Genomic DNA, 19,291 nt, shown 5'->3' with positions numbered 1-19,291 from the left:
TCCCCCATCAGACGTGATCCGGCAGCCGGGCGGAGGTCATGGCCATGCGCTGGTCGTTTTTCAGGTCGCGCTGGCTCGGTTTGACGTAGGGGACCGGGCCGGTTTCGCCGATCATCCAGCTTAGCGGGCGCTTGGTCGCGCCGATCGAGTTCTGGAGCAGCATCAGGCCTTCGAACAGGGCTTCCGGACGGGGCGGGCAGCCGGGGACGTAGACATCGACCGGGAGGATGCTGTCGACGCCCTGGACCACGCTGTACACATCGTACATGCCGCCGGAATTGGCGCAGGACCCCATCGAGATGACCCAGCGGGGCTCAAGCATCTGCTCGTAAAGGAATTTCACCACCGGGGCCATTTTCAGGAACACGGTGCCGGCGATGACGATGACATCGGCCTGGCGCGGCGTGGCGCGCAGAACCTCGGCGCCGTAGCGCGCGATGTCGAATTTCGAGGTGAACGAGGTCGCCATTTCGACGTAGCAGCACGACAGGCCGAAATTGAACGGCCAGAGCGAATTCTTCTGGCCCCAGGAGACGAGGTCTTCCAGTTTGCCGAGCATGAATTTCTGGTTGTTGCCGCCGGGATCGGGCACGGATTGATTCATGCGGAGGGTCCTTTCCGGGAGGTCCAGGGCTCGGGTGTGGGCAGATGACGGCGCGGGATGGAGCGCGGGCGGGTGCGGTCGTAGGGTTTCGGACCCCATTCCAGCGCGCCGGAGCGCCAGAGATAGGCCAGGGCCACGAGCAGGAAGGCGAGGAACGCGACGATCGCGCCGTAGCCGACCCAGCCGACCTCGCGCGCGGCGACCGCCCAGGCGAAGACGAAGACCATTTCGAGATCGAAGACGACGAACAGCATCGCCACGATGTAGAACTGGCTCGGGAAGCGGATTTGCGTGTCGTGCGCGGGGATGATGCCGGATTCGAACGGGTTGGTGTCGGCCGGGCCGCGCTTGCGCGGGCCGAGCACGTAGGAGCCGCCGATCATGACCGTGACCATCGCGACGATCGCGATGACGTAGAAGCCGAGGCCGATGAAATTGGTGGGGACGACGTGATGACTCATCGGGAGAAACCGGCCCCGTCGAGATACAACTTCCCTGTATGGTGTCTGATCATCGCGTTTCCTCTCGTGATTGGCACCACCTTACTGGCTCGTGCCGCATTACCCGCGATGCGTTTCACATCACTCTTGGCGAATATGACAGAACCGCGAGAAATAAGTAAAGATAAAAAAAATATTTTCTTATTCAGGGAAACTTAATTCCGTACTGCGCCCTGAGTCAACGATCGACCCTGAGCGCGGCGCGGGGGCGGGGCAACAGCATCGGCACGGTGCGGCGATACTCGGCGTAGGCGGACCCGTAGAGCGCGATCAGCTTGCGTTCCTCGAAGTGTATGCCGATCAGGATGTAGAGCGTGCCGGCGATGGCGGTTTCGAGGCGGAACGGGGTGTCGGCGAGGCCGAACAGCAGCAGGACGACGCCGAGATAGAGCGGATGACGGACCAGGGCGTTCATGCCGCCGGTGGCGAGCGGTTCGACCGGCATCGCGGTTTCGACGACGCCGCCGCGCCATTGGGTGGTGCCGAGGAAGCGGCCGAAATCGTAGGATTTGCCGGCGAAGGCGAGGACGATGGCCCCGGCGATGGCGGCGAGCAGCATGAGGGCGCGGACCGGCCAGAGCAGGGCGAAGGATGCCGCATGGCGGAACAGGTCCATGCCGATCAGCAGCACGAGAGCGAGGTGGATCAGGGCGATGATGTTGTAGGCGAGGCGTTCGCCGGTGCCGAACAGCCTTGTCATGCGCGCGCGTATCGGGGTTGCGGCGAGCAGGGAGTGGCCGAGGCCGAAACTCACCCAGAGCAGGGCGTAGATCAGGATCTCCTGAAGAGAAACGCCGGTCGCCTGATGCACGTCGATCACCCGTGATGGTTGAGGCGGACTGATTTTATCCGCGACATCGACTATATCACATGGATGACAGAGCGGGGCCAAACCGGATGAACCGTCGTGATGCCGTGCGGATGGCGCTGGTGGCCGGGGTGGCGCTGGCGACGGGGGCTGCCGCGCCGAAGGGTAAGGTCAACGCGGCGAGCCTCGTGCGGCCGGGGGACCCCATTTATGGCAACCCGCACGGGCAGGTCACCATCATCGATTTCTACGATATCCGCTGCCCGCCCTGCCGGGCGATGAACAAGCGGATTCACAAGCTGATCGAAACCGATCATGACATCCGTTACGTGCCGGTCGAATACCCGATTCTGGGGCCGGCGGGGATGCTGGCGACCCGGGCGCTCTATGCCGCGCGGATGCAGGGGGGATATCGGCGGATGCGGGCATTGCTGATGAGCCAGAAGCCGGTGCCGACCCCGGCGCTGATGCAGCAGGATGCGACGCAACTCGGGCTCGACTGGCCGAAAATGGAGGCGGCGATGGCGGGGCCGCAGGTTGCGGCGGAGATCGCGGCGAATCTCGCGCGGGGACGGGCGCTCGGGATTCATGAAATACCGGCGATGTATATCGGGCCGGTCAAGGTGGTGGGGGGACTGACATCGGCGGATCTGCGGTCGGTGGTTGCGCAGGCGATGCGGGAGCAGGACGGGAAGTGAGGAAGGCTACTTTTTTGTAAAAAAGTAGCAAAAAACTTTCTTGAATCTGGGTCGTTGCCGTTGAAAAGGCCCGTGCCCCTGATTGCAGAAGTTTTTTGCTTCTTTTTTACAAAAAAGAAGCGCTTGCTTTCTCTGCTACTCCCCCGACAACTCCCGCCGCCGTTTGTCGAGTTCCTCGCTGTAGCGGCGCAGGGCGTATTGTTCGGTGAGTACGCCGAGGACGCGGCGGGTTTCCGGGCCGTCGAGCACGGCGAGAACGTCGCATTCGGTGCGTTCGAAGGCTTTGATCGCTTCCTTGACGGTGCCTTGCGGGAGCAGGAAATCTTCCTGGTGGCGGAGGATGTCGTGGATGGTCAGCGGCTCTTCCTCGCCGGGGGCGTGGGCTTCGGAGGGGTAGGCGAGGCCGACGTAATGCTCGTCGCCGTCGAGCACCACGACGTATTGGGTGCGGCCGAGCGGGTATTCGGTCTTGAAGGCGGGGATGCTCATGTTTTCGTGGACGGTATAGGGGGTGCGCCGCATCATGCGCCCGACCGTGAGGTTGTGAATCCAGCCGATATCGACGGCGCTGCGGATGGCTTCGCCGCGCAGGTGGAAGCGCCAGGTGGTGAAGGAATAGCCGAAGACGCGGCGGACGGTGAGCGAGGCGGCGATGGCGGCAGCGAGCACCGCGATGGTGATGCTGAAATTATTGGTGCTTTCGAGGGCGAGGAAGGTCATGGTCATCGGGCCGCCGACGATCGCGACGGCGAGGGCGGCCATGCCGACCACGGCGTAGAAGCCGATCGGCACGCCATGGGCGAAGGGCAGCATCACCGCGACATCGCCATAGGCGCGACCGAGCAGCGAGCCCATGAACAGGGCGGCGAAGAACAGGCCGCCGCGGAAGCCCGAGCCGATCGAGAAGGCCGAGGCGGTCGATTTCATCACCAGAAGGGTGACCGCGAGCAGGAGGGGATAGACCACGGCGAGCTGGGTGTGCAGCGAGGAATTGCCCGAGGCGAGAACTTTCGGGGTGATGCTGCCGAGCAGGCCGACGACGACGCCGCCGAGGATCGGGCGCAGCCAGATCGGCACCCCGGCGCGGCGGAAGGCGGCCTCGATGGTGGTGACGCCGCGCATGATCGCGATGCCGACGAAACCGGCGGTGACGCCGAGCAGGATTGCGAGCGGATAGGCGTAACCGGGGACGAAGGTGGGGAGCACGACGTCGAGCGCCTTGACCCCGCCATCCATCAGCATGTCGGCGACCAGGGTGCCGGTGAGGGAGGCGATGATGATCAGCGGCAGGCTGGTCATCGAATAGGTGCCGATGACGAGTTCGATGCCGTAGAACGCGCCGCAGAGCGGGGCGTTGAAGGCGCCGCCGATCGCGGCGGCGGCACCGCAGCCGACCAGGATTCGCAGGTCGTTGCGGCGGAGGCGGAATTGCTGGCCGACCCAGGAGGCGAGGCCGCTGCCGAACTGGGCGTAGCCCGCTTCCATGCCGACCGAGCCGCCGACCCCGTTGGACAGGACGGTCTGTGCCGCGACGATGACCGAATCGCGCAATGACAGCTTGCCGCCGTAGAGGGCGTTGGCTTCGACCGGGTCGATGAAATTGCCGGGGCGGTATTTGGCGAGCAGCCAGGTGATCGAGCCGAGCAGGGCACCGCCGAGGATGGGCACGAACATCGCGCGGATCGGGTCGATATGGCCCTGCTGGGACAGACCCTCGCCGAATTGCGGCAGGGCGAAAAACCAGAAATGGAAATGATGGCTGAAGAAATCCATCAGGAAGACCGCAATTCCGCCGAGAATCCCGACCAGGATGGCCAGCGCCGCCAGCCACAGCTCGTCGGTGCGGACCAGGGCGCGCAGATGCATCGGCGCGTCGATCGTGACCGCGCTCAGCCGGCGCTTCAGTCCGTTGAGGACACGCTGCGGATAGTCGCGGCGAACGGTGGAACTGGCCATGAGACGCCCGGAGTAGATAAGGAAAGCAGGGACGGACCACCCGCCCAGCGGTCACATGCCGTCAGTCTGTGTCAGCATCATGGCCCGATACTGTTGCCGCAGGCAAAATGGCGGGTCAACCGGCTTGTCCAGTATTTTCGACGATTGGTTCGATCGGGTCGGGTGATCGGCGGGGGGTGACAAGGGCATGGCAGGACTTTCTTTGTTGGAAAAAAGGAAGCAGAAAAACGTGTTTGCTTTTTTCAGGAGCAGCCTCTTTTCAACTCTTTACGGCTTTGAAGGACTCGCATGGCAAAAATTGCTTTTCTCGGTCTCGGCGTGATGGGGTTTCCCATGGCGGGGCATCTCGCGGCGGCGGGACATGAGGTGACGGTTTACAATCGCACGGCAGCAAAGGCCGGGAGCTGGGTGGCGCGCCACGGCGGACGGGCGGCGGCGACGCCGCGGGAGGCTGCGGCGGGGCAGGCGTTCGTGTTTGCCTGTGTGGGCAATGACGATGATCTCCGCGCGGTCACGCTCGGGGCGGAGGGTGCGTTTGCGGGCATGGCGGATGGTGCGTTGTTTGTGGATCATACCACAGCTTCGGCGATTGTCGCGCGGGAGTTGGCGGCGGCGGCGGGTGGGCGGTTCGGGGTGCTCGATGCGCCGGTATCCGGCGGTCAGGCGGGGGCCGAGGCGGGACGGTTGACGGTGATGGTCGGCGGGGGTGCGGCAGATTTCGAGCGGGCGCGGCCGGTGATCGGGGCTTATGGGGCGAATATCAGCCATATCGGGCCGGCGGGGGCGGGGCAGTTGGCCAAGATGGTCAATCAGATCTGTATTGCCGGGGTGGTGCAGGGGTTGGCCGAAGGGCTGGCTTTCGCGCAGGCGGCGGGGCTGGACCCTGCGGCGGTGATCGGGGCGATTTCCAAAGGGGCGGCGCAGAGCTGGCAGATGGAGAATCGCTGGAAGGCGATGGTGGCGGGCGAATTCGAGTTCGGGTTCGCGGTGGACTGGATGCGCAAGGATCTGGGCATCTGCCTCGAACAGGCGAAGGAAACCGGGGCTCGCCTGCCGGTGACCGCGCTGGTCGATCAGTTTTATGCCGATGTGCAGGCGATGGGCGGGCGGCGGTGGGACACAAGCTCGCTGATCGCGCGCCTCGGTCCTACGAAATAGGGCGGGTCAGAACAGCTGGGCGTTGATGGCGAGGGCCTTGCGGCAGCGGGGGGTGTTCGCCAGGGCACCGCCGTTGTTTTCGCAGGTGACGATTTCGCGCATCAGCCGGTGCGGATGCTTGTGGTAATAGGCGGTGGTACTGTCGGCGCAGCCCGAAAGCGCCAGGATGAGCAATGACCCGATGATAAAAGCAAGCGGTTTCATGGGGCTATGGGTAACACTTCACACCCGGTCTTTGCAATCGTTACGGTGATCGCCGGTTTGTTGCCGGGCGCTGCGCCCGATGCGGCGGCGAGGGCTGGCGCGGGCCTCACATCCCTTGCCGAAGGGGCCGGTGATCGGCAGACACTGGTTGGCCGGGTGCGCTGTGACGGTGGGGTAGCGGGGATCGGCGGGCACGCTGTGGGATCATGACAACGGGGGTTGGGCGGATGTTGAGTATTACGGATGCGCGGGGGCGGATACTGGCTTTGCTGCGGCCGACCGGGGCTGAGATCGTGCCGCTGGGGGAGGCTGCCGGGCGGGTGTTGGCCGCGCCGGTGATTTCGCGGCTGACCCAGCCACCGCGCGATGTTTCGGCCATGGATGGATATGCGGTGCGGGCGGATGATGCCGCGGCGGGTGCGAGGCTGCGGGTGGTCGGGATTGCACCTGCCGGGCATCCGTTCGGGGGCGCGATGGGGCCGGGCGAGGCGGTGCGGCTGTTTACCGGCAGCGTGGTGCCCGAAGGGGCCGACTGCATCGTGATCCAGGAGGATGCGACCGAGGCGGACGGGATTGTGACCCTGCGGGAGCGCGGACTGCCGGGGCGGCATGTGCGCGGGGCCGGGCTCGATTTCGCGGTCGGTGACGAATTGCTGCCGGCGGGACGGGTGTTGACGGCGCGGGATGTCGGGCTTGCGGCGGCGGCGAACCATCCCTGGTTGAGCGTGCATCGCCGCCCGACGGTTGCGATCCTCGCGACCGGGGATGAGATTGCGATGCCGGGCGAGCCGATTCCGGCGGGAGGCATTGTGAGTTCGAATTCCCACGCGCTGGCCGCCTTTGTGCGCGCCTGTGGTGGGGTGCCGGTGATATTGCCGGTGGCGCGCGACGATCGTGAGGCGATTGCAGCGGCGGCGGACGCGGCGGCGCGGGCGGATTTGTTGCTCACCACCGGGGGGGCGAGCGTCGGCACATATGATCTGGTGCAGCAGGGGCTGAGCGACCGGGGGTTGGCGCTCGATTTCTGGAAGATCGCGATGCGCCCGGGCAAGCCGCTGATGTTTGGATCGATGGGCGGCGTGCCGGTGCTGGGGCTGCCGGGCAATCCGGTTTCGGCGATGATCTGCGCGCTGCTGTTCGGCAGACCGGCGATCGAGCGGCTGTGCGGCCTTGCCGGCGATGCGCCGCCGCGCGAGCCGGCGCGGTGCACGGTTGCACTCGCCGCGAACGATCATCGGGCGGATCATTTGCGGGCGGTGCTGGCGCGCGGGGAGGATGGGATGTTGGAGGTGACGCCGTTCGGACCGCAGGACAGTTCGATGCTGCGCCGCCTCGCGCGGGCCGATGCCGTGGTGCTGCGCGCGCCCGATGCGCCGGCGGTTGCGGCGGGGGCGATGGTTGAGGTGATCCGCCTTGCGGCCTGCGGGCTGTAGCTGCGTTTTCGTTAAAAAACTTCTTGTGATTCGATTCGGGCTGTCATAAAAGACGGAACGCAATCGTTTGCGGAATACGTTTGCGAAGAATGAAGCCGGGCAAATCCGGAGCAGGAGGAAACGAATGACGGTCAGGCGCAAGCTGGCCTCGAAGGTATCGGACCGCGTGAGCGCGGCGCCACCGGATGAGCGGATCGGCGGTGCGCCGGACATTCGCGCTGCCGATCGCGGCCCGGCGACGATGCGCGATGTGGCGGCCCTCGCCGGGGTTTCGATTTCCACCATTTCTCATGTGCTGAATGGCACCCGCGCGGTGCCCGCGACCACCCGCGCCCGCGTGGCGCAGGCGATCGAAACCACCGGCTACACGCCGAATTCGGTGGCGCGGTCGCTCAAGCGCGCCGAAACCCGGACGATCGGGATTGCGATCGGCGATATCACCAACCCGCATTTCACCGCGGTGGTCGATGCGATCGAGGCGGCGGCGCGGGCGCAGGGCTATACCGTCATTCTGGTGGGGATCAGCGAATCCGCCGAACGCGAGATCGAAGGCCTCGACGCCTTGCTCGGCCGGCGGGTGGATGGGCTGATCCTGGCACCATCCGCCGATGGGGGGAGCACCGTGCTCGACCGGGTGCGCCGCCACAATATTCCGGTCGTGCAGATCGACCGGGTGGCCAGTGCCTCGTGCGATGCCGTGGTGGTGGCCAATGCCGATGGCGCACGCCGCCTCATGCGGCACGTCGCCGCGTGCGGCCACCGGCGGATCGGGATGCTCACCGGGCTGCCCGGTCTGAGTTCGACCCGCGAACGGATCAATGGCTATCGGGCCGGATTGCGCGATGCCGGGATTGCTTACGATGCCGCCCTGCTCGCCTGCGGCGATTACAGTGCCGAACCCGCGCGCCGCGCCACGACGGCACTGCTCGCTTTGCCGAACCCGCCCACCGCGATTTTCGCGTCGAACAATCTGATGACGCTGGGTGCGATGCAGGCGCTCGCCGACCACAAGTTGAGCGTGCCGGATGATATCGCGCTGGTCGCCTTCGACGATTTCGCCTGGACCGATCTGTTCAAGCCGCATCTGACCACCGTGGCGCAACCGTGCCGCGACATTGGCGTGACGGCGGTGCGGTTGCTGCTGGAACGGCTGGCGGAACCGGGGCTCAAACCACGGCTGGTGCGGTTGCCGGTGGAACTGAGGCTTCGCGAATCCTGCGGCTGTGGGGTCGGGGCGCGAGAGATTGCATGACGAAAGGGGGGCGTTATCAGAGCAGAAAGAGGGAAGACTTCTTTTTGTGAACAAAAAGAAGCAAAAAAACTTTGTTATCCGGGACTGTGGCGATGAAATCACCCGAGACCAAGAGTAATAAAAGTTTTTTGTTTCTTTTTTACAAAAAAGAAGCGCTTGCTTAAATTGATTTCCAGTCAACCAAAATCAACAGGAGAAAGCCATGTCCATCCGCAAGACCATTGCGACCAGAACCGTCCTTTCGCTCGCCCTTGCCGGCGTGCTGGGGGCGTTCGGGGTGACCACCGCTCAGGCTGCGCCGATCCGGGCGTGTTTGATTACCAAGACCGATTCCAACCCGTATTTCGTGACCATGCGCGAGGGTGCGCTGGCGGAGGCGAAGAAGCTCGGGGTCGATCTCAAGACGTATGCGGGCAAGTATGATGGCGACAATCAGTCCCAGGTCAATGCGATCGAGACCTGCATTGCCGATGGGGCCAAGGGGATATTGATCACGCCGTCCGATACCAAGGCCATCGTTCCGACTGTGGAAAAGGCGCGCAAGGCGGGGCTGCTGGTGATCGCGCTCGATACTGCGCTGAGCCCGACCAGTGCGGCGGACATGACGTTTGCCACTGATAATTTCGAGGCGGGCAAGCTGATCGGCGAATGGGCGAAGGCGAAGCTGGGGGCGAAGGCCAAGGACGCGAAGATCGCGATGCTCGATCTGTCGATCACTCATCCGACCGTGGATATCGAACGGGATCATGGCTTTCTCGCCGGGTTCGGCGTGCCGATCAAGGACCCGAACACGTTCAATGTGCCGGACAAGCAGATTGTCGGTCATGCGGAGACCGGTGGTTCGGAGGAGGGTGGCCAGAAGGGCATGGAAACCCTGCTCGCGCGCAACCCGAATATCAATCTGGTCTACGCGATCAATGAACCTGCCGCATTCGGTGCCTATCAGGCCCTGAAATCGGTCGGCAAGGCCGGACACGTGACCATTGTTGCGATCGATGGAAGTTGTGCGGGTGTCAAAGGCGTGCAGGAAGGCATTATTGATGCGGATTCGCAGCAATATCCGTTGAAGATGGCGTCGCTCGGCATCAAGGCGATCGTGAAATGGGCGAAGGATGGCGTGAAGCCGCAAGCCAGTGCCGGGAAGGACTTTTTCAATACCGGTACGCAACTGATCACTGCCCATCCCGAGCCGGGTGTTCCGTCGATCGATCCGGCGGAAGGTGCGAAGCTCTGCTGGGGTAAGTGAAGGACGGGCAGGAAAGTTAGACTTCCTTTTGTGAACAAAAAGAAGCAAAAAAACTTTGTTCTTTGGGACTGTGGCGCTGAAACCACCCGAGACCCGGATCAATAAAAGTTTTTTGCTTCTTTTTTACAAAAAAGAAGCCTTCTTTGTCTGCCTGCCTCGCCTCCCGCCCGCAAAAATTCGAAAGGGAAGTCATGTCCACCATCAATCCGGGCCCTCAGGGGTTCGAGGCTGCGATCAAGCCGGCAACGGCGGAGTCCGTGGCCGAATTCGACCACCGGAAGTCGCCACTCGAACGGTTGCAGCATCTGCTGCATGAAATTCCGTGGCTTGCGCCTTTGCTGGTGCTCATCGCCTCGCTGATCGGCTTTGGCATTGCGGTCGGGGCGCGGTTTTTTTCGGCTTATGCGCTGACGCTCATTCTGCAGCAGGTGATGATTACCGGCATTGTCGGCATTGCGCAGTCGCTGGTGATTCTGACTGCGGGGATCGACCTTTCGGTCGGGGCGATCATGGTGCTGTCGTCGGTGCTGATGGGTCAGTGCGCTTTCGTGTACGGACTGCCGGCACCGGTTGCGATTTTGTGCGGGTTTGCGTTCGGTGCGGGGGTGGGGGTCATCAACGGGGTGCTGGTGGCCAAGGTGAAGCTGCCGCCGTTCATTGTCACGCTCGGGACCTGGCAGATCGTGCTGGCGGCGAATTATCTTTATTCCAATAATCAGACGATCGGGGCGCAGCAGATCGAAAATCACGCGCCGCTGCTGCAATTTCTCGGCAATACGTTCGAGATCGGTGGCAGTAACGGGGCGACCTTTACTTATGGCGCGATCCTGATGCTCGCTCTGGTACTGCTGTTTGCCTATGTTCTGCGCCATACCGCCTGGGGGCGGCATGTTTATGCGGTGGGGGACGATCCGGCCGCTGCCGCGCTTGCGGGTGTTCGGGTGAATGCGATGCTCATCAGTGTCTATACGCTTTCGGGGCTGATCTGCGCGGTGGCCGGGTGGGCGCTGATCGGGCGGATCGGGGCGATTTCGCCCAATTCGGGCCAGTTCGAGAATATCAATTCGATTACGGCGGTGGTGATCGGCGGGATTTCGCTGTTCGGGGGGCGGGGGTCGATCATTGGCATGATTTTCGGGGCCATGATCGTGGGGGTGTTCACCCTCGGGCTCAACATGTACGGCACCGACCCGCAATGGACCTATCTGCTGATCGGCGCGCTCATCATCGTCGCCGTCGCGGTCGATCAATGGATCAGAAAGGCAGCCGTGTAATGGAACCGATCCTTTCAGGACGTAATCTGGTCAAGCGCTATGGCCGGGTGACCGCGCTCGATCACTGCGATTTCGATCTTTATCCCGGCGAGATCCTTGCCGTGATCGGTGATAACGGCGCGGGGAAATCCTCGCTGATCAAGGCGCTGTCGGGTGCGGTGCAGCTCGATGAGGGCGAAATCCGGCTTGAGGGCAAGCCAATTCGCTTTGCATCGCCCATCGCGGCACGGGCCGCGGGGATCGAGACCGTGTATCAGACGCTGGCGATGTCGCCGGGGTTGTCGATCGCGGATAACATGTTCATGGGGCGCGAGATTCGCAAGCCCGGGATTCTCGGCAGCGTGTTCCGCAAGCTTGATCATGCCGAGATGCAGCGGATCGCCCGCCAGAAGCTCAGCGAACTCGGGCTGATGACGATCCAGAACATCAATCAGGCGGTCGAGACCCTGTCGGGCGGGCAGCGGCAGGGTGTTGCGGTTGCGCGCGCCGCCGCGTTCGGGTCGAAAGTGATCATTCTCGACGAACCGACCGCCGCGCTGGGGGTGAAGGAATCGCGCCGGGTGCTCGAACTCATCCTCGATGTCCGATCGCGCGGCATTCCGATCATTCTGATCAGCCACAACATGCCGCACGTGTTTGAGGTGGCCGACCGGGTGCATATTCATCGGCTGGGGCGGCGGCTTTGCGTCATCGATCCGAAATCGCACACCATGTCGGATGCGGTGGCGTATATGACGGGAGCGAAACTGCCGGATGAAATCGCGGTTACCGCCTGAGGGCGGGGCAGTGCGATCTGGCGGGTAATGCCCGATTGGGATAAACTCTTTGTGAGCGGCCGATGCGGTCGCGCGATATCGCAGAAGGAGTTTTCTCCATGGTTTGGTCATTGGTTCGCCGGGTCGGCCTGATCGGGGCGGTGGTGTTCGGCCTCGGCCTGTCAGCGGCGCATGCTGCCGGACCGACGCCGCAGCAGATCCAGACGTTGATCGCGGGCGGTCATGCGCAGACCGCCCTGTCCGACCTTCGACCGATCGTGCGCGCTCATCCGGATAGCGGGGTGGCCTGGTACCTCACCGCCGAAGCGCGGGATGCGCTGGGGCAACGTGCCGAAGCCCGGGCGGCGCTCGCCAAGGCGGAAGCGCTGGCCCCCGGGCTGCCTTTCGCCCAGCCTGACAAGGTGGCGGCGCTCAAGGCGCATCTTGCCGGTTCCGGGACGCGGGTTGCGCCCTCGGGGTTTCATTTCAGCCCGTGGATACTGGTGATCGGTGCGCTCATCGTTCTGTTCATCATCATGCGGATGCGTCGTCGTACGGCCATGCGCGGCATGGGTAACCCTTATGGACCCGGTGGACCGCCGATGGGCCAGGGTATGCAGCCGCCTTACGGCCCGGCGGGCGGGGCGCCGTTTGGCACCGCGGCAGGGTCGGGGATCGGCGGTGCGTTGGCCTCGGGCCTTGCGCTCGGCGTCGGCGTTGCGGCGGGTGAGCGGGTCATCGATGGTCTCATGGGCGGTGAGCGGGGTCAGCGCGGGATCGATAGCGCGCCTGGGGTCGATAGCGCGGCTCCGGTCGATCCCGCCGCCGATCGGGACGACGGACTGCTCGGGGCTCCCGGCTGGGACGACAACGATATGTCCGGCGGCAGCGATTCGCAGGGTGATTTCGATCCCGACAACAACTGGTAGCCCGGCTTCAGGCTGACAGCGTCTCGATGATTGCGCGCGCTGCCGCATCGGCGGGCAGCGCGCCGGCGGGGGCTTGAAGGGTTGCGAGGGCGGCGGCGAATCCGGCGCGCTGTTCCGCCGCTGCGACAGGATTGTCGAGCAGGGTGGCGATCGTTCGGGCCAGGAGTTCGGGATTGCACTCCTGCTGGAGCAATTCTGGAACGAGGGCGTGGCGCGCCAGCAGGTTGATCATGGCGACATGCGGGACCTTGATCAGCCGCCTCGCGAATAGCGCGCTCAGCGGATTGACCCGGTAGGTCACCGCCATGGGGACGCCTGCCAGCGCGAGTTCGAGGGTCGAGGTGCCGGATTTGGTCAGCGCGGCGGCGGCGGCGGCGAAGGCGTCGTAACGGGTTTCGGGATCGGTCACGATGATCGGGCGGATCGGCCAGCCTGCGGCCATCGCGCCCAGTTCGGAGGCGATCGCCGGAGCGGCGGCCAGAACCGGCACCAGAGCGGGGTGGCGTGCGGTGAGCAGGGCGACGGTTTCGCGGAAGACCGGCATCAGCCGGGCGGTTTCGGTACGACGGCTGCCGGGCATCAGGATCAGGGGCCGTGCGCCGCCATCGAGGCCGAAGACGGTGCGAAACCGGAGGGCATCCCCGCGATCGGCCCCGGATTGCAGGACCGGATGACCGACGAAGACCGGGTTAAGGCCGAACGGTTGGAAAAACGCCGGCTCGAACGGGAGCAGGCAGAGCAGCCGATCCCACAGGCCGGGGAAATGCTTCACCCGCCCTTGCCGCCACGCCCAGACCTGCGGGGCGACATAATGCACGCGCCTGATGCCGAGCGGGGCCACGGCGCGCAGCAGGCGCAGGGTGAAGCCGGGACTGTCGATCGTGATGAGAATATCCGGCTTGCGCGCCGATACATCGGCGACGGCCTGGGCCAGCCGCTGACGCAGCTTCATTACGCGCGGCAGGATTTCCGCAAGCCCCATCACTGCCAGATCCTGCATCGGGAACAGGGATGCCAGCCCCTGTTCGGCCATGCGCGCGCCGCCGATGCCGATGAACTCGAGATCGTCGCGCTGACGCCGCAGCGCTTCGATCAGGCGTGCGCCCAGCACATCGCCGCTGGCTTCGCCGGCGACGAGGTAGATCCGCGTCATGCCAGGGACACGATGCGTGCCGGGGGGTGATGGTCCGGCCAGTCGTCGCGGTTGCGTACCGCCGGGTCGTTGCGCAAGGTGGCGAGGCGTGCCCGATCGAGCGGCACCAGCAGCAGAGCGGGGTCATCCGGCGCGCCGGAGCCGATGACCCCGTCATCGGCGAATCCGCGATCGACCGGGCCGAACGCACAGGCGTGGCCCCGGTTTTCATCGAGCGTGGCCGACCATGGCGCGATCCCGGTGGTGGGGGCGACGGCGGTGAAGCACTGATTCTCCAGCGCCCGCGCCCGCGCCGAAAGCCGCACCCGGTTGAACCCGTGTTGCGTATCGGTGCAGGCGGGAATCAGGATGATCTCGGCGCCGGCCAGCACTTGCGCGCGGGTGAGCGCGGGGAACTCGGAATCGTAACAGATCGAGATGCCGAGACGACCCCACGCGGTCTCGAACACACAGGGGGGTTGCCCTGGGACGATGCCCCAGCGTTCGGACTCGAAGCGGGTCATGACGCTCTTGTCCTGAAATCCGATCCGGCCCTGGCCGTCGATCAACGGGGCACGGTTGCGGGTCCGGCCATCGGCCCCGCGCATCGGCACGGTTCCCGCCAGAAGCATCAATCCATGGGCGCGGGCCAGCGTGCGGTATGCGGCGATCAGCTGGTCGGCCCGGCTGACCACGGCTTCGAGCTCGGCTGCGACGTCCGGGACATCGCAATACGCTCCTGCGAGGGCCATGCTCGTGTATTCCGGCAGGACGACGAGGTCGGCGCCCTGCGCCCGGGCCTGGGCCATCACCTCATCGATCCGCGCCATGAAATCATCGAAGCCGTGGGGCCGGATAATGGCGAACGGCGATAGCGCGACGGTGATCATGGCCTCGCTTATAGCGATTTCAGCCAGACTTGCAGCCGGTTTTCCACCTCCTGTGTCCCACCGATCTCGCGCCAGGCCATTGTGCAGATCAGGCCCGGCTGCGGGGCGAACCCGCGGTGATGCCAGAACGGCTCCAGCGTGCCGGCATCGGCGGGGCGGCGAGGATCGTCGGCGGACCGGATCACCGCGCAGAAGGCGGCCATCGTGACGCCCGGCAGGCTCCGGGCATGGGCTTCGCGCGCGGCGAAGAATGCGACGCCCGCTCCCTGACCGCGAAAGGCGGGACGCAGGACCGATTCCCCGAAATAGCACACGCGGGCGGGATCGACCCCCGCAGCGCGGAACGCGCCTTGCATCGAAGCCGATTCATCCGTCAGCGGCAGACAGGTGGATGCGCCGACGATGGTGTCGTCCTCGCGCGCGACGACCACGGCGGCACCGGCACTCGCCGCGTAGGTGGCGAGATACTCCTGCTCGTAGCGGAGATCGCCTTCATAGAGGTAGGGCCATGCCCGAAACACCTCCATCCGCAACGTGGCCAGACTGGCGAGGTGCGGCAGGATCGCCGCACCCTGCAAGGTCTCGATCGTCAGGTTCAGGTCAGCCGCCCGATTTTGCCGGGGGGGCTGCCATCGCCTGCACCTGCGATTGCGCCATGAACTGCTTGAGCGCCGTCTTTTTGTCCGAGATCGACGGATCTGTCGCGACGACCGGGCAATAGGTGGTCAGCAGGAACTGCTTCATTTGCGCGCCGCTCAGATGCGGGTTCGATTTTTTCACCGCCGCGATCAGCTTGTCGGTCCGGGTGCCGAGATCCTTCGCGGTCGCGCCCTGCATGATTTTCATGTCGGCTGCGGTCGGGTCGATCAGCGGATCGGTCCGCAACGGACATTCGAGCTTGCGCGCCTGCGCCGAGGCGATCGGCGAGGGATCGAGGTAATCGCCATCGGCCACGGCGACCTTGTGCGGCGGCGCGGATTTGCGGAACCCGTAGACCTGGGCGGCGGTGGCATCCGGCATACCCGGATTGCCCCAGGCGGTGCGGACATAGTTGGCGATCTGCGCGATCTGGTGATCGTCGAGGATCGCGCCGAATGCCGGCATTGCGGGGCCGTTTGCGTGCCAGGGGATCATGCCGCCGAGAACGATGCCGATGGTATTGTTGGCCGGGCCGTCCCACACTGACTGGTTGCCGGCCAGATTCGGGAACACGTCGGCCACGCCCTTTCCGTCCGCCTGATGGCAGGCGGCGCAATTCTGGACATAGAGTGTCTTGCCCGCTGCCAGCTCGCTTGCCGGCACGGTGACTTTTTTCATCGGGGTTTCGCGTGGCGGCGTCGCGGTCTGCAGATAGGCGACGAGATCCTTGACGTCCGATTTCGGGATCTGGCTGAGGCTGTAATCGACCACCGCCTTCATCGGCCCGTAGGCGGAACCTTTCTGCATGTTGCCGCCGTCATGCAGGAACGACACCAGTTCGCTCTGGCTCCAGTCGCCGACGCCGTATTGTTTCGAGGCGGAGATATTCGGCGCGTACCAGGGCTCGCCGAGGATGGGCGCACCGGCGAGGGTCTGGCCCGACTTGATGGCGAAGAGCAGGTTGCGCGGGGAGTGACATTCGCTGCAATGGCCGAGCGCCTCGGCGATATAGGCGCCGTTGCGCACCGCCGGACTCCAGGTTTTCTTCATATGCAACGGCCCGGCGCGGAAGAACATGATCCGCCAGCCGAGCTGCATCGCGCGGATGTTGAACGGAAACTTCATGTCATTCTTGACGTTCGGCGTGTTCACTGCCGGAATCGCTTCGAGATAGGCCTTGATCGCCAGAACGTCCGGCTTCGAGAGCTTGGTGTAGGAGGTGTAGGGCATCGCCGGGTAGAGATAATGCGGGAACACCGCGAGGGATGAGCCCGGGGCGATACCGTTGTGCAGGGCGTTCCAGAACTGTTTGTCGGTCCAGTTGCCGATGCCGTCGGACTTGCTGGAGGAGATATTCGGGGAATAGAGCACGCCGAACGGGGTCTCGAACGACAGGCCGCCCGCGAACGGTTTTGCCCCGGGTGCCATGTGGCACGGCATGCAATCGGCGGCGGTGGTGAGGTATTCGCCGCGTTGCACCTGCGCGACCTGCTGGGCGTTCATTCCCGTGGTGTCGGGCTTCGGCATCGCGGCATAGGAACCCGGCGCTGGTCCGGGCGTCGGCACATAGGCGTCGGTTCCATAGGCTGCGCTGGCGCCGACCGTGACCGCGACCACCCCGACCGTTGCGGCGGCGATCCAGGCGGACATTCCGAACCGTGACGATTTTGCCATGCGTGATCCTGTGTCCTCTATGGGGCGACGCAGCCGCGTCCTGAAATGGTGTAATTCGCCATATTGCCCGATTGATCAAGACCCTGCGCAGCAACCTGCGGGCTTCACAGATGGTCCCGATGTTGCTAGACGGCCTTGCAGGCAGCGGGTGGATCGACCCGTTGCCGGGATGGGCGCATAGCTCAGTTGGTAGAGCAGCTGACTCTTAATCAGCGGGTCCAAGGTTCGAATCCTTGTGCGCCCACCATTCCTCGTCTCATCGGCATACTGGTGCCGTGAACCGTCAGTGTGTGTTCATGTCAGCCAGATGTAGACTGCGATCGCCACAAGCGCCCAGAATACGAGGCCGAGCACGATCGCGAGCAGCAGGCCCCGCGCCGGGCCGAGTGGCCCGTTCGGTGCCGGTGATTTCGGCTCGTCCCTGTCAGGCACCTATCGCGCCTTGATGCATGGCACTCTCCTTTACCGGTTCGAAGTCTTGGCTTCGCCGCCGTTCGCGCCGGGCTCATGAGGGCGTTGCGCCATCAACCTCCGGCACCGAAGCGTGCGAACACGGTCCTGTTGCGGTTATCCTCCATCAGCATGCGGAATCCCTGCAAACTGGTGAAACCGAGGCCGCGTGGCAACCCGGTTTCGGGATCGGGCTCGACCGCGCCATAGGCTGCCCCCGAAACCTTCTCCCATTTTCCGGCCGGTTTTTTCGCCTCGATATTCACCACCGTCGCCTTCAGCACCATCCGGACCACGGCTTCCTTTGGCGCGGACGGCTTGGTCAGGCTCGGGTGCCCGGCGATGATCTGCCAGCCATTGCCGAGCGCCCAGGCGGTGAGTTCTTCGCGGGTCATGGCGAGTTCCTTGGAAATGTCGTGCCGCCGATCGGCGCCGTTCCAACCGTATCGCACACCAAACCGTGCATTGCGAACCGGGCGCGCGCCGTGCACCTGAATGAAACGGTTAACCGCCATCCACGAAGGGATCGATCGTTTGTCTCGAATTCTCAAGGACGTTCTGATCCTGTTCGTGCTTTATCTGGCGGCGATGATCGTGTTCGGCTTCATTGCCAGTATGCTCGCCCTCGGCTTTTTCATGATCAAGATCGTGCTGGTGATCATTGCGATCGCGCTGATCGTTCATGTCTATTCCCGTCTGACCCGGTCAACCACGAAGTCGTGAACAGCATTTCGGACTGATCCTGCAATTATCATTCGGACGAGCACTGCAAATCGGCGTAAGACCCGCACGAGACGCTGCAAATTCGACAGTTGAACCTCACAAAATCCGGAGCGAAACCCCCCATGTCGGTCACATCCACGGTCCCTGACGCCCAACTGTCCCATCAGGCGCTCGAACGCCTGCGCGGATTACGCTCCGAAGGCAGTCACGAAGGCGTGTTCACCTCGGATTTCTCGGTCAACGAGTTCCTGATGGTGCGCGAGGCCGGGTTCGAACCGCTCGGCCTCGTCGTTGGTTCGTGCATCTATCATGTCGGGGTTCAGTATACGTCCTGGAACCGCAATCAGGAAATGACCGTGCTTTCGCAGGCGATGTATCATGCCCGGGAACTCGCGATGGCGCGGATGGAGCAGGAGGCCAGCGCGCTGCATGCCGATGGCGTGGTCGGCGTTCGCCTTGAGGTGAAGCGGATGGAGTGGGACCAGGACATTCTGGAGTTCATGGCGATCGGCACCGCCATTGCGCATTCGGCGGGCCATCCGATGTTCAAGGGCGTTGCCGGCAAGCCGTTCACGTCCGATCTGTCCGGCCAGGATCTCTGGCTGCTGCTCCAATCGGGCTACCGGCCGCTCGAAATGGTGATGGGTTCCTGCGTTTATCACATGGCGCATCAGGGTGTGATGAAGTCCCTCGGCAATGTCGGGCGCAATGCGGAAATCGAGGTATTCACCCAGGCGCTCTACGATGCCCGCGAGCTTGCGATGGAGCGGATGCAGCGCGAAGCCCATGAGGCCAAGGCCGAAGGCGTGGTCGGCGTGCAGTTGCACGAGGGCTCGCATAACTGGCAGCCGCACGTCATCGAGTTCTTCGCGGTCGGCACCGCTGTCACCCCGGTCGAGGACAAATCGATCCTGCCGGAAAAACTGATCCCCCAGATCGTCCTTCCCGTGAACGATTGATCAACCC

At 64.0% G+C, this 19,291-nt stretch carries 22 protein-coding genes and 1 tRNA gene; 11 read left to right on the top strand and 12 right to left on the bottom strand.

Going from position 1 to position 19,291, the window contains the following annotated elements:
- Window positions 1–7: 7 nt before the first annotated feature.
- The 3 genes from SIL87_RS19435 to SIL87_RS19425 form a co-directional block, all read right to left on the bottom strand.
- The gene (locus SIL87_RS19435) at window positions 8–604 is read right to left on the bottom strand and encodes an NADH-quinone oxidoreductase subunit B (RefSeq protein ID WP_319615808.1); all 597 of its coding nucleotides are present in this window, start codon (window positions 602–604) and stop codon (window positions 8–10) included.
- A complete protein-coding gene (locus tag SIL87_RS19430; RefSeq protein ID WP_319615807.1) occupies window positions 601–1,065 on the bottom strand; it encodes an NADH-quinone oxidoreductase subunit A in 465 nt (154 codons plus the stop codon). The genes SIL87_RS19435 and SIL87_RS19430 overlap by 4 nt, the downstream gene beginning before the upstream one ends.
- Window positions 1,066–1,282: 217 nt before the next feature.
- Window positions 1,283–1,915 (bottom strand): methyltransferase family protein, encoded by a 633-nt coding sequence (locus tag SIL87_RS19425; protein WP_319615806.1) that lies wholly within the window; start codon window positions 1,913–1,915, stop codon window positions 1,283–1,285.
- A gap of 86 nt (window positions 1,916–2,001) precedes the next feature.
- On the opposite strand from SIL87_RS19425, the gene SIL87_RS19420 reads away from it, so the two are divergent.
- Window positions 2,002–2,610 carry a DsbA family protein gene (locus SIL87_RS19420; protein WP_319615805.1) on the top strand — a complete coding sequence of 203 codons (609 nt, stop codon included), beginning with the start codon at window positions 2,002–2,004 and terminating at the stop codon, window positions 2,608–2,610.
- Between the two features lie 135 nt (window positions 2,611–2,745).
- Here the strand turns inward: SIL87_RS19420 and SIL87_RS19415 are convergent, their stop codons facing one another.
- On the bottom strand, window positions 2,746–4,566 hold the full coding sequence (locus tag SIL87_RS19415) for a chloride channel protein (RefSeq protein WP_319615804.1): 1,821 nt from the start codon (window positions 4,564–4,566) through the stop codon (window positions 2,746–2,748).
- Window positions 4,567–4,854: 288 nt separating this feature from the next.
- On the opposite strand from SIL87_RS19415, the gene SIL87_RS19410 reads away from it, so the two are divergent.
- Window positions 4,855–5,724 (top strand): NAD(P)-dependent oxidoreductase, encoded by an 870-nt coding sequence (locus SIL87_RS19410; protein WP_319615803.1) that lies wholly within the window; start codon window positions 4,855–4,857, stop codon window positions 5,722–5,724.
- Window positions 5,725–5,730: 6 nt separating this feature from the next.
- On the opposite strand, the gene SIL87_RS19405 is transcribed toward SIL87_RS19410, so the two are convergent.
- Together SIL87_RS19405 and SIL87_RS19400 are read right to left on the bottom strand one after the other, a co-directional pair.
- Window positions 5,731–5,928 carry an EexN family lipoprotein gene (locus SIL87_RS19405; protein ID WP_319615801.1) on the bottom strand — a complete coding sequence of 66 codons (198 nt, stop codon included), beginning with the start codon at window positions 5,926–5,928 and terminating at the stop codon, window positions 5,731–5,733.
- Window positions 5,929–5,946: 18 nt separating this feature from the next.
- Window positions 5,947–6,123: a hypothetical protein gene (locus tag SIL87_RS19400; RefSeq protein ID WP_319615800.1), complete on the bottom strand. Its 177-nt coding sequence runs from the start codon at window positions 6,121–6,123 to the stop codon at window positions 5,947–5,949.
- Between the two features lie 32 nt (window positions 6,124–6,155).
- On the opposite strand from SIL87_RS19400, the gene SIL87_RS19395 reads away from it, so the two are divergent.
- From SIL87_RS19395 to SIL87_RS19370, 6 genes are all read left to right on the top strand, one after another.
- Window positions 6,156–7,361 carry a molybdopterin molybdotransferase MoeA gene (locus SIL87_RS19395; RefSeq protein WP_319616020.1) on the top strand — a complete coding sequence of 402 codons (1,206 nt, stop codon included), beginning with the start codon at window positions 6,156–6,158 and terminating at the stop codon, window positions 7,359–7,361.
- A gap of 124 nt (window positions 7,362–7,485) precedes the next feature.
- Entirely contained in the window at window positions 7,486–8,613 is a 1,128-nt protein-coding gene (locus SIL87_RS19390) for a LacI family DNA-binding transcriptional regulator (RefSeq protein ID WP_319615798.1), read from the top strand.
- A 202-nt stretch (window positions 8,614–8,815) separates the two neighbouring features.
- On the top strand, window positions 8,816–9,859 hold the full coding sequence (locus SIL87_RS19385) for a substrate-binding domain-containing protein (RefSeq protein WP_319615797.1): 1,044 nt from the start codon (window positions 8,816–8,818) through the stop codon (window positions 9,857–9,859).
- A 191-nt stretch (window positions 9,860–10,050) separates the two neighbouring features.
- Complete coding sequence (locus tag SIL87_RS19380; RefSeq protein ID WP_319615796.1) at window positions 10,051–11,133, top strand: ABC transporter permease; 1,083 nt, start codon at window positions 10,051–10,053, stop codon at window positions 11,131–11,133.
- Window positions 11,133–11,909 carry an ATP-binding cassette domain-containing protein gene (locus SIL87_RS19375; RefSeq protein WP_319615795.1) on the top strand — a complete coding sequence of 259 codons (777 nt, stop codon included), beginning with the start codon at window positions 11,133–11,135 and terminating at the stop codon, window positions 11,907–11,909. The genes SIL87_RS19380 and SIL87_RS19375 overlap by 1 nt, the downstream gene beginning before the upstream one ends.
- Before the next feature lie 98 nt (window positions 11,910–12,007).
- Window positions 12,008–12,817, top strand: a complete 810-nt coding sequence (locus SIL87_RS19370) for a tetratricopeptide repeat-containing protein (protein ID WP_319615794.1) — start codon at window positions 12,008–12,010, stop codon at window positions 12,815–12,817.
- 7 nt (window positions 12,818–12,824) lie between these two features.
- Here the strand turns inward: SIL87_RS19370 and lpxB are convergent, their stop codons facing one another.
- From lpxB to SIL87_RS19350, 4 genes are read right to left on the bottom strand one after another with little or no spacing between them, the layout of a single operon-like run.
- Complete coding sequence (gene lpxB / locus SIL87_RS19365; RefSeq protein WP_319615793.1) at window positions 12,825–13,970, bottom strand: lipid-A-disaccharide synthase; 1,146 nt, start codon at window positions 13,968–13,970, stop codon at window positions 12,825–12,827.
- On the bottom strand, window positions 13,967–14,839 hold the full coding sequence (locus SIL87_RS19360; protein WP_319615792.1) for a carbon-nitrogen hydrolase family protein: 873 nt from the start codon (window positions 14,837–14,839) through the stop codon (window positions 13,967–13,969). The genes lpxB and SIL87_RS19360 overlap by 4 nt, the downstream gene beginning before the upstream one ends.
- Window positions 14,840–14,847: 8 nt before the next feature.
- A complete protein-coding gene (locus SIL87_RS19355) occupies window positions 14,848–15,417 on the bottom strand; it encodes a GNAT family N-acetyltransferase (RefSeq protein ID WP_319615791.1) in 570 nt (189 codons plus the stop codon).
- 22 nt (window positions 15,418–15,439) lie between these two features.
- Window positions 15,440–17,152 (bottom strand): c-type cytochrome, encoded by a 1,713-nt coding sequence (locus tag SIL87_RS19350; RefSeq protein WP_319615789.1) that lies wholly within the window; start codon window positions 17,150–17,152, stop codon window positions 15,440–15,442.
- A gap of 171 nt (window positions 17,153–17,323) precedes the next feature.
- Here SIL87_RS19350 and SIL87_RS19345 point away from each other — a divergent pair.
- Window positions 17,324–17,399, top strand: a tRNA-Lys gene (locus tag SIL87_RS19345).
- Window positions 17,400–17,446: 47 nt separating this feature from the next.
- Here the strand turns inward: SIL87_RS19345 and SIL87_RS19340 are convergent.
- Both SIL87_RS19340 and SIL87_RS19335 read right to left on the bottom strand, forming a co-directional pair.
- Window positions 17,447–17,584 carry a hypothetical protein gene (locus tag SIL87_RS19340; protein WP_319615788.1) on the bottom strand — a complete coding sequence of 46 codons (138 nt, stop codon included), beginning with the start codon at window positions 17,582–17,584 and terminating at the stop codon, window positions 17,447–17,449.
- A 92-nt stretch (window positions 17,585–17,676) separates the two neighbouring features.
- Window positions 17,677–17,997 carry a hypothetical protein gene (locus tag SIL87_RS19335; RefSeq protein ID WP_319615787.1) on the bottom strand — a complete coding sequence of 107 codons (321 nt, stop codon included), beginning with the start codon at window positions 17,995–17,997 and terminating at the stop codon, window positions 17,677–17,679.
- Window positions 17,998–18,097: 100 nt separating this feature from the next.
- Here SIL87_RS19335 and SIL87_RS19330 point away from each other — a divergent pair, with 100 nt between their 5' ends.
- Window positions 18,098–18,325, top strand: coding sequence for a hypothetical protein (locus SIL87_RS19330; protein ID WP_319615786.1), 228 nt, complete (start codon window positions 18,098–18,100; stop codon window positions 18,323–18,325).
- A gap of 122 nt (window positions 18,326–18,447) precedes the next feature.
- Window positions 18,448–19,284, top strand: a complete 837-nt coding sequence (locus tag SIL87_RS19325) for a heavy metal-binding domain-containing protein (protein ID WP_319615785.1) — start codon at window positions 18,448–18,450, stop codon at window positions 19,282–19,284.
- Window positions 19,285–19,291: the final 7 nt, after the last annotated feature.

Origin of the sequence: Acidiphilium acidophilum (assembly GCF_033842475.1) — a bacterium.
Taxonomy (GTDB): Bacteria; Pseudomonadota; Alphaproteobacteria; order Acetobacterales; family Acetobacteraceae; genus Acidiphilium; species Acidiphilium acidophilum.
The sequence above is the reverse complement of the archived record's forward strand: the minus strand, read 5'-3'. Positions and strand labels throughout refer to the sequence as shown.

Bases quoted from the DNA above. Each gene is read 5' to 3' on its own strand.
- SIL87_RS19335 (WP_319615787.1), bottom strand. From the start codon at position 17,997: ATGACCCGCGAAGAACTCACCGCCTGGGCGCTCGGCAATGGCTGGCAG.
- SIL87_RS19390 (WP_319615798.1), top strand. From the start codon at position 7,486: ATGACGGTCAGGCGCAAGCTGGCCTCGAAGGTATCGGACCGCGTGAGC.
- SIL87_RS19405 (WP_319615801.1), bottom strand. From the start codon at position 5,928: ATGAAACCGCTTGCTTTTATCATCGGGTCATTGCTCATCCTGGCGCTT.
- lpxB (WP_319615793.1), bottom strand. From the start codon at position 13,970: ATGACGCGGATCTACCTCGTCGCCGGCGAAGCCAGCGGCGATGTGCTG.
- SIL87_RS19370 (WP_319615794.1), top strand. From the start codon at position 12,008: ATGGTTTGGTCATTGGTTCGCCGGGTCGGCCTGATCGGGGCGGTGGTG.
- SIL87_RS19330 (WP_319615786.1), top strand. From the start codon at position 18,098: ATGAAACGGTTAACCGCCATCCACGAAGGGATCGATCGTTTGTCTCGA.
- SIL87_RS19385 (WP_319615797.1), top strand. From the start codon at position 8,816: ATGTCCATCCGCAAGACCATTGCGACCAGAACCGTCCTTTCGCTCGCC.
- SIL87_RS19420 (WP_319615805.1), top strand. From the start codon at position 2,002: ATGAACCGTCGTGATGCCGTGCGGATGGCGCTGGTGGCCGGGGTGGCG.
- SIL87_RS19380 (WP_319615796.1), top strand. From the start codon at position 10,051: ATGTCCACCATCAATCCGGGCCCTCAGGGGTTCGAGGCTGCGATCAAG.
- SIL87_RS19350 (WP_319615789.1), bottom strand. From the start codon at position 17,152: ATGGCAAAATCGTCACGGTTCGGAATGTCCGCCTGGATCGCCGCCGCA.
- SIL87_RS19360 (WP_319615792.1), bottom strand. From the start codon at position 14,839: ATGATCACCGTCGCGCTATCGCCGTTCGCCATTATCCGGCCCCACGGC.
- SIL87_RS19435 (WP_319615808.1), bottom strand. From the start codon at position 604: ATGAATCAATCCGTGCCCGATCCCGGCGGCAACAACCAGAAATTCATG.
- SIL87_RS19325 (WP_319615785.1), top strand. From the start codon at position 18,448: ATGTCGGTCACATCCACGGTCCCTGACGCCCAACTGTCCCATCAGGCG.
- SIL87_RS19375 (WP_319615795.1), top strand. From the start codon at position 11,133: ATGGAACCGATCCTTTCAGGACGTAATCTGGTCAAGCGCTATGGCCGG.
- SIL87_RS19395 (WP_319616020.1), top strand. From the start codon at position 6,156: ATGTTGAGTATTACGGATGCGCGGGGGCGGATACTGGCTTTGCTGCGG.
- SIL87_RS19410 (WP_319615803.1), top strand. From the start codon at position 4,855: ATGGCAAAAATTGCTTTTCTCGGTCTCGGCGTGATGGGGTTTCCCATG.
- SIL87_RS19415 (WP_319615804.1), bottom strand. From the start codon at position 4,566: ATGGCCAGTTCCACCGTTCGCCGCGACTATCCGCAGCGTGTCCTCAAC.
- SIL87_RS19430 (WP_319615807.1), bottom strand. From the start codon at position 1,065: ATGAGTCATCACGTCGTCCCCACCAATTTCATCGGCCTCGGCTTCTAC.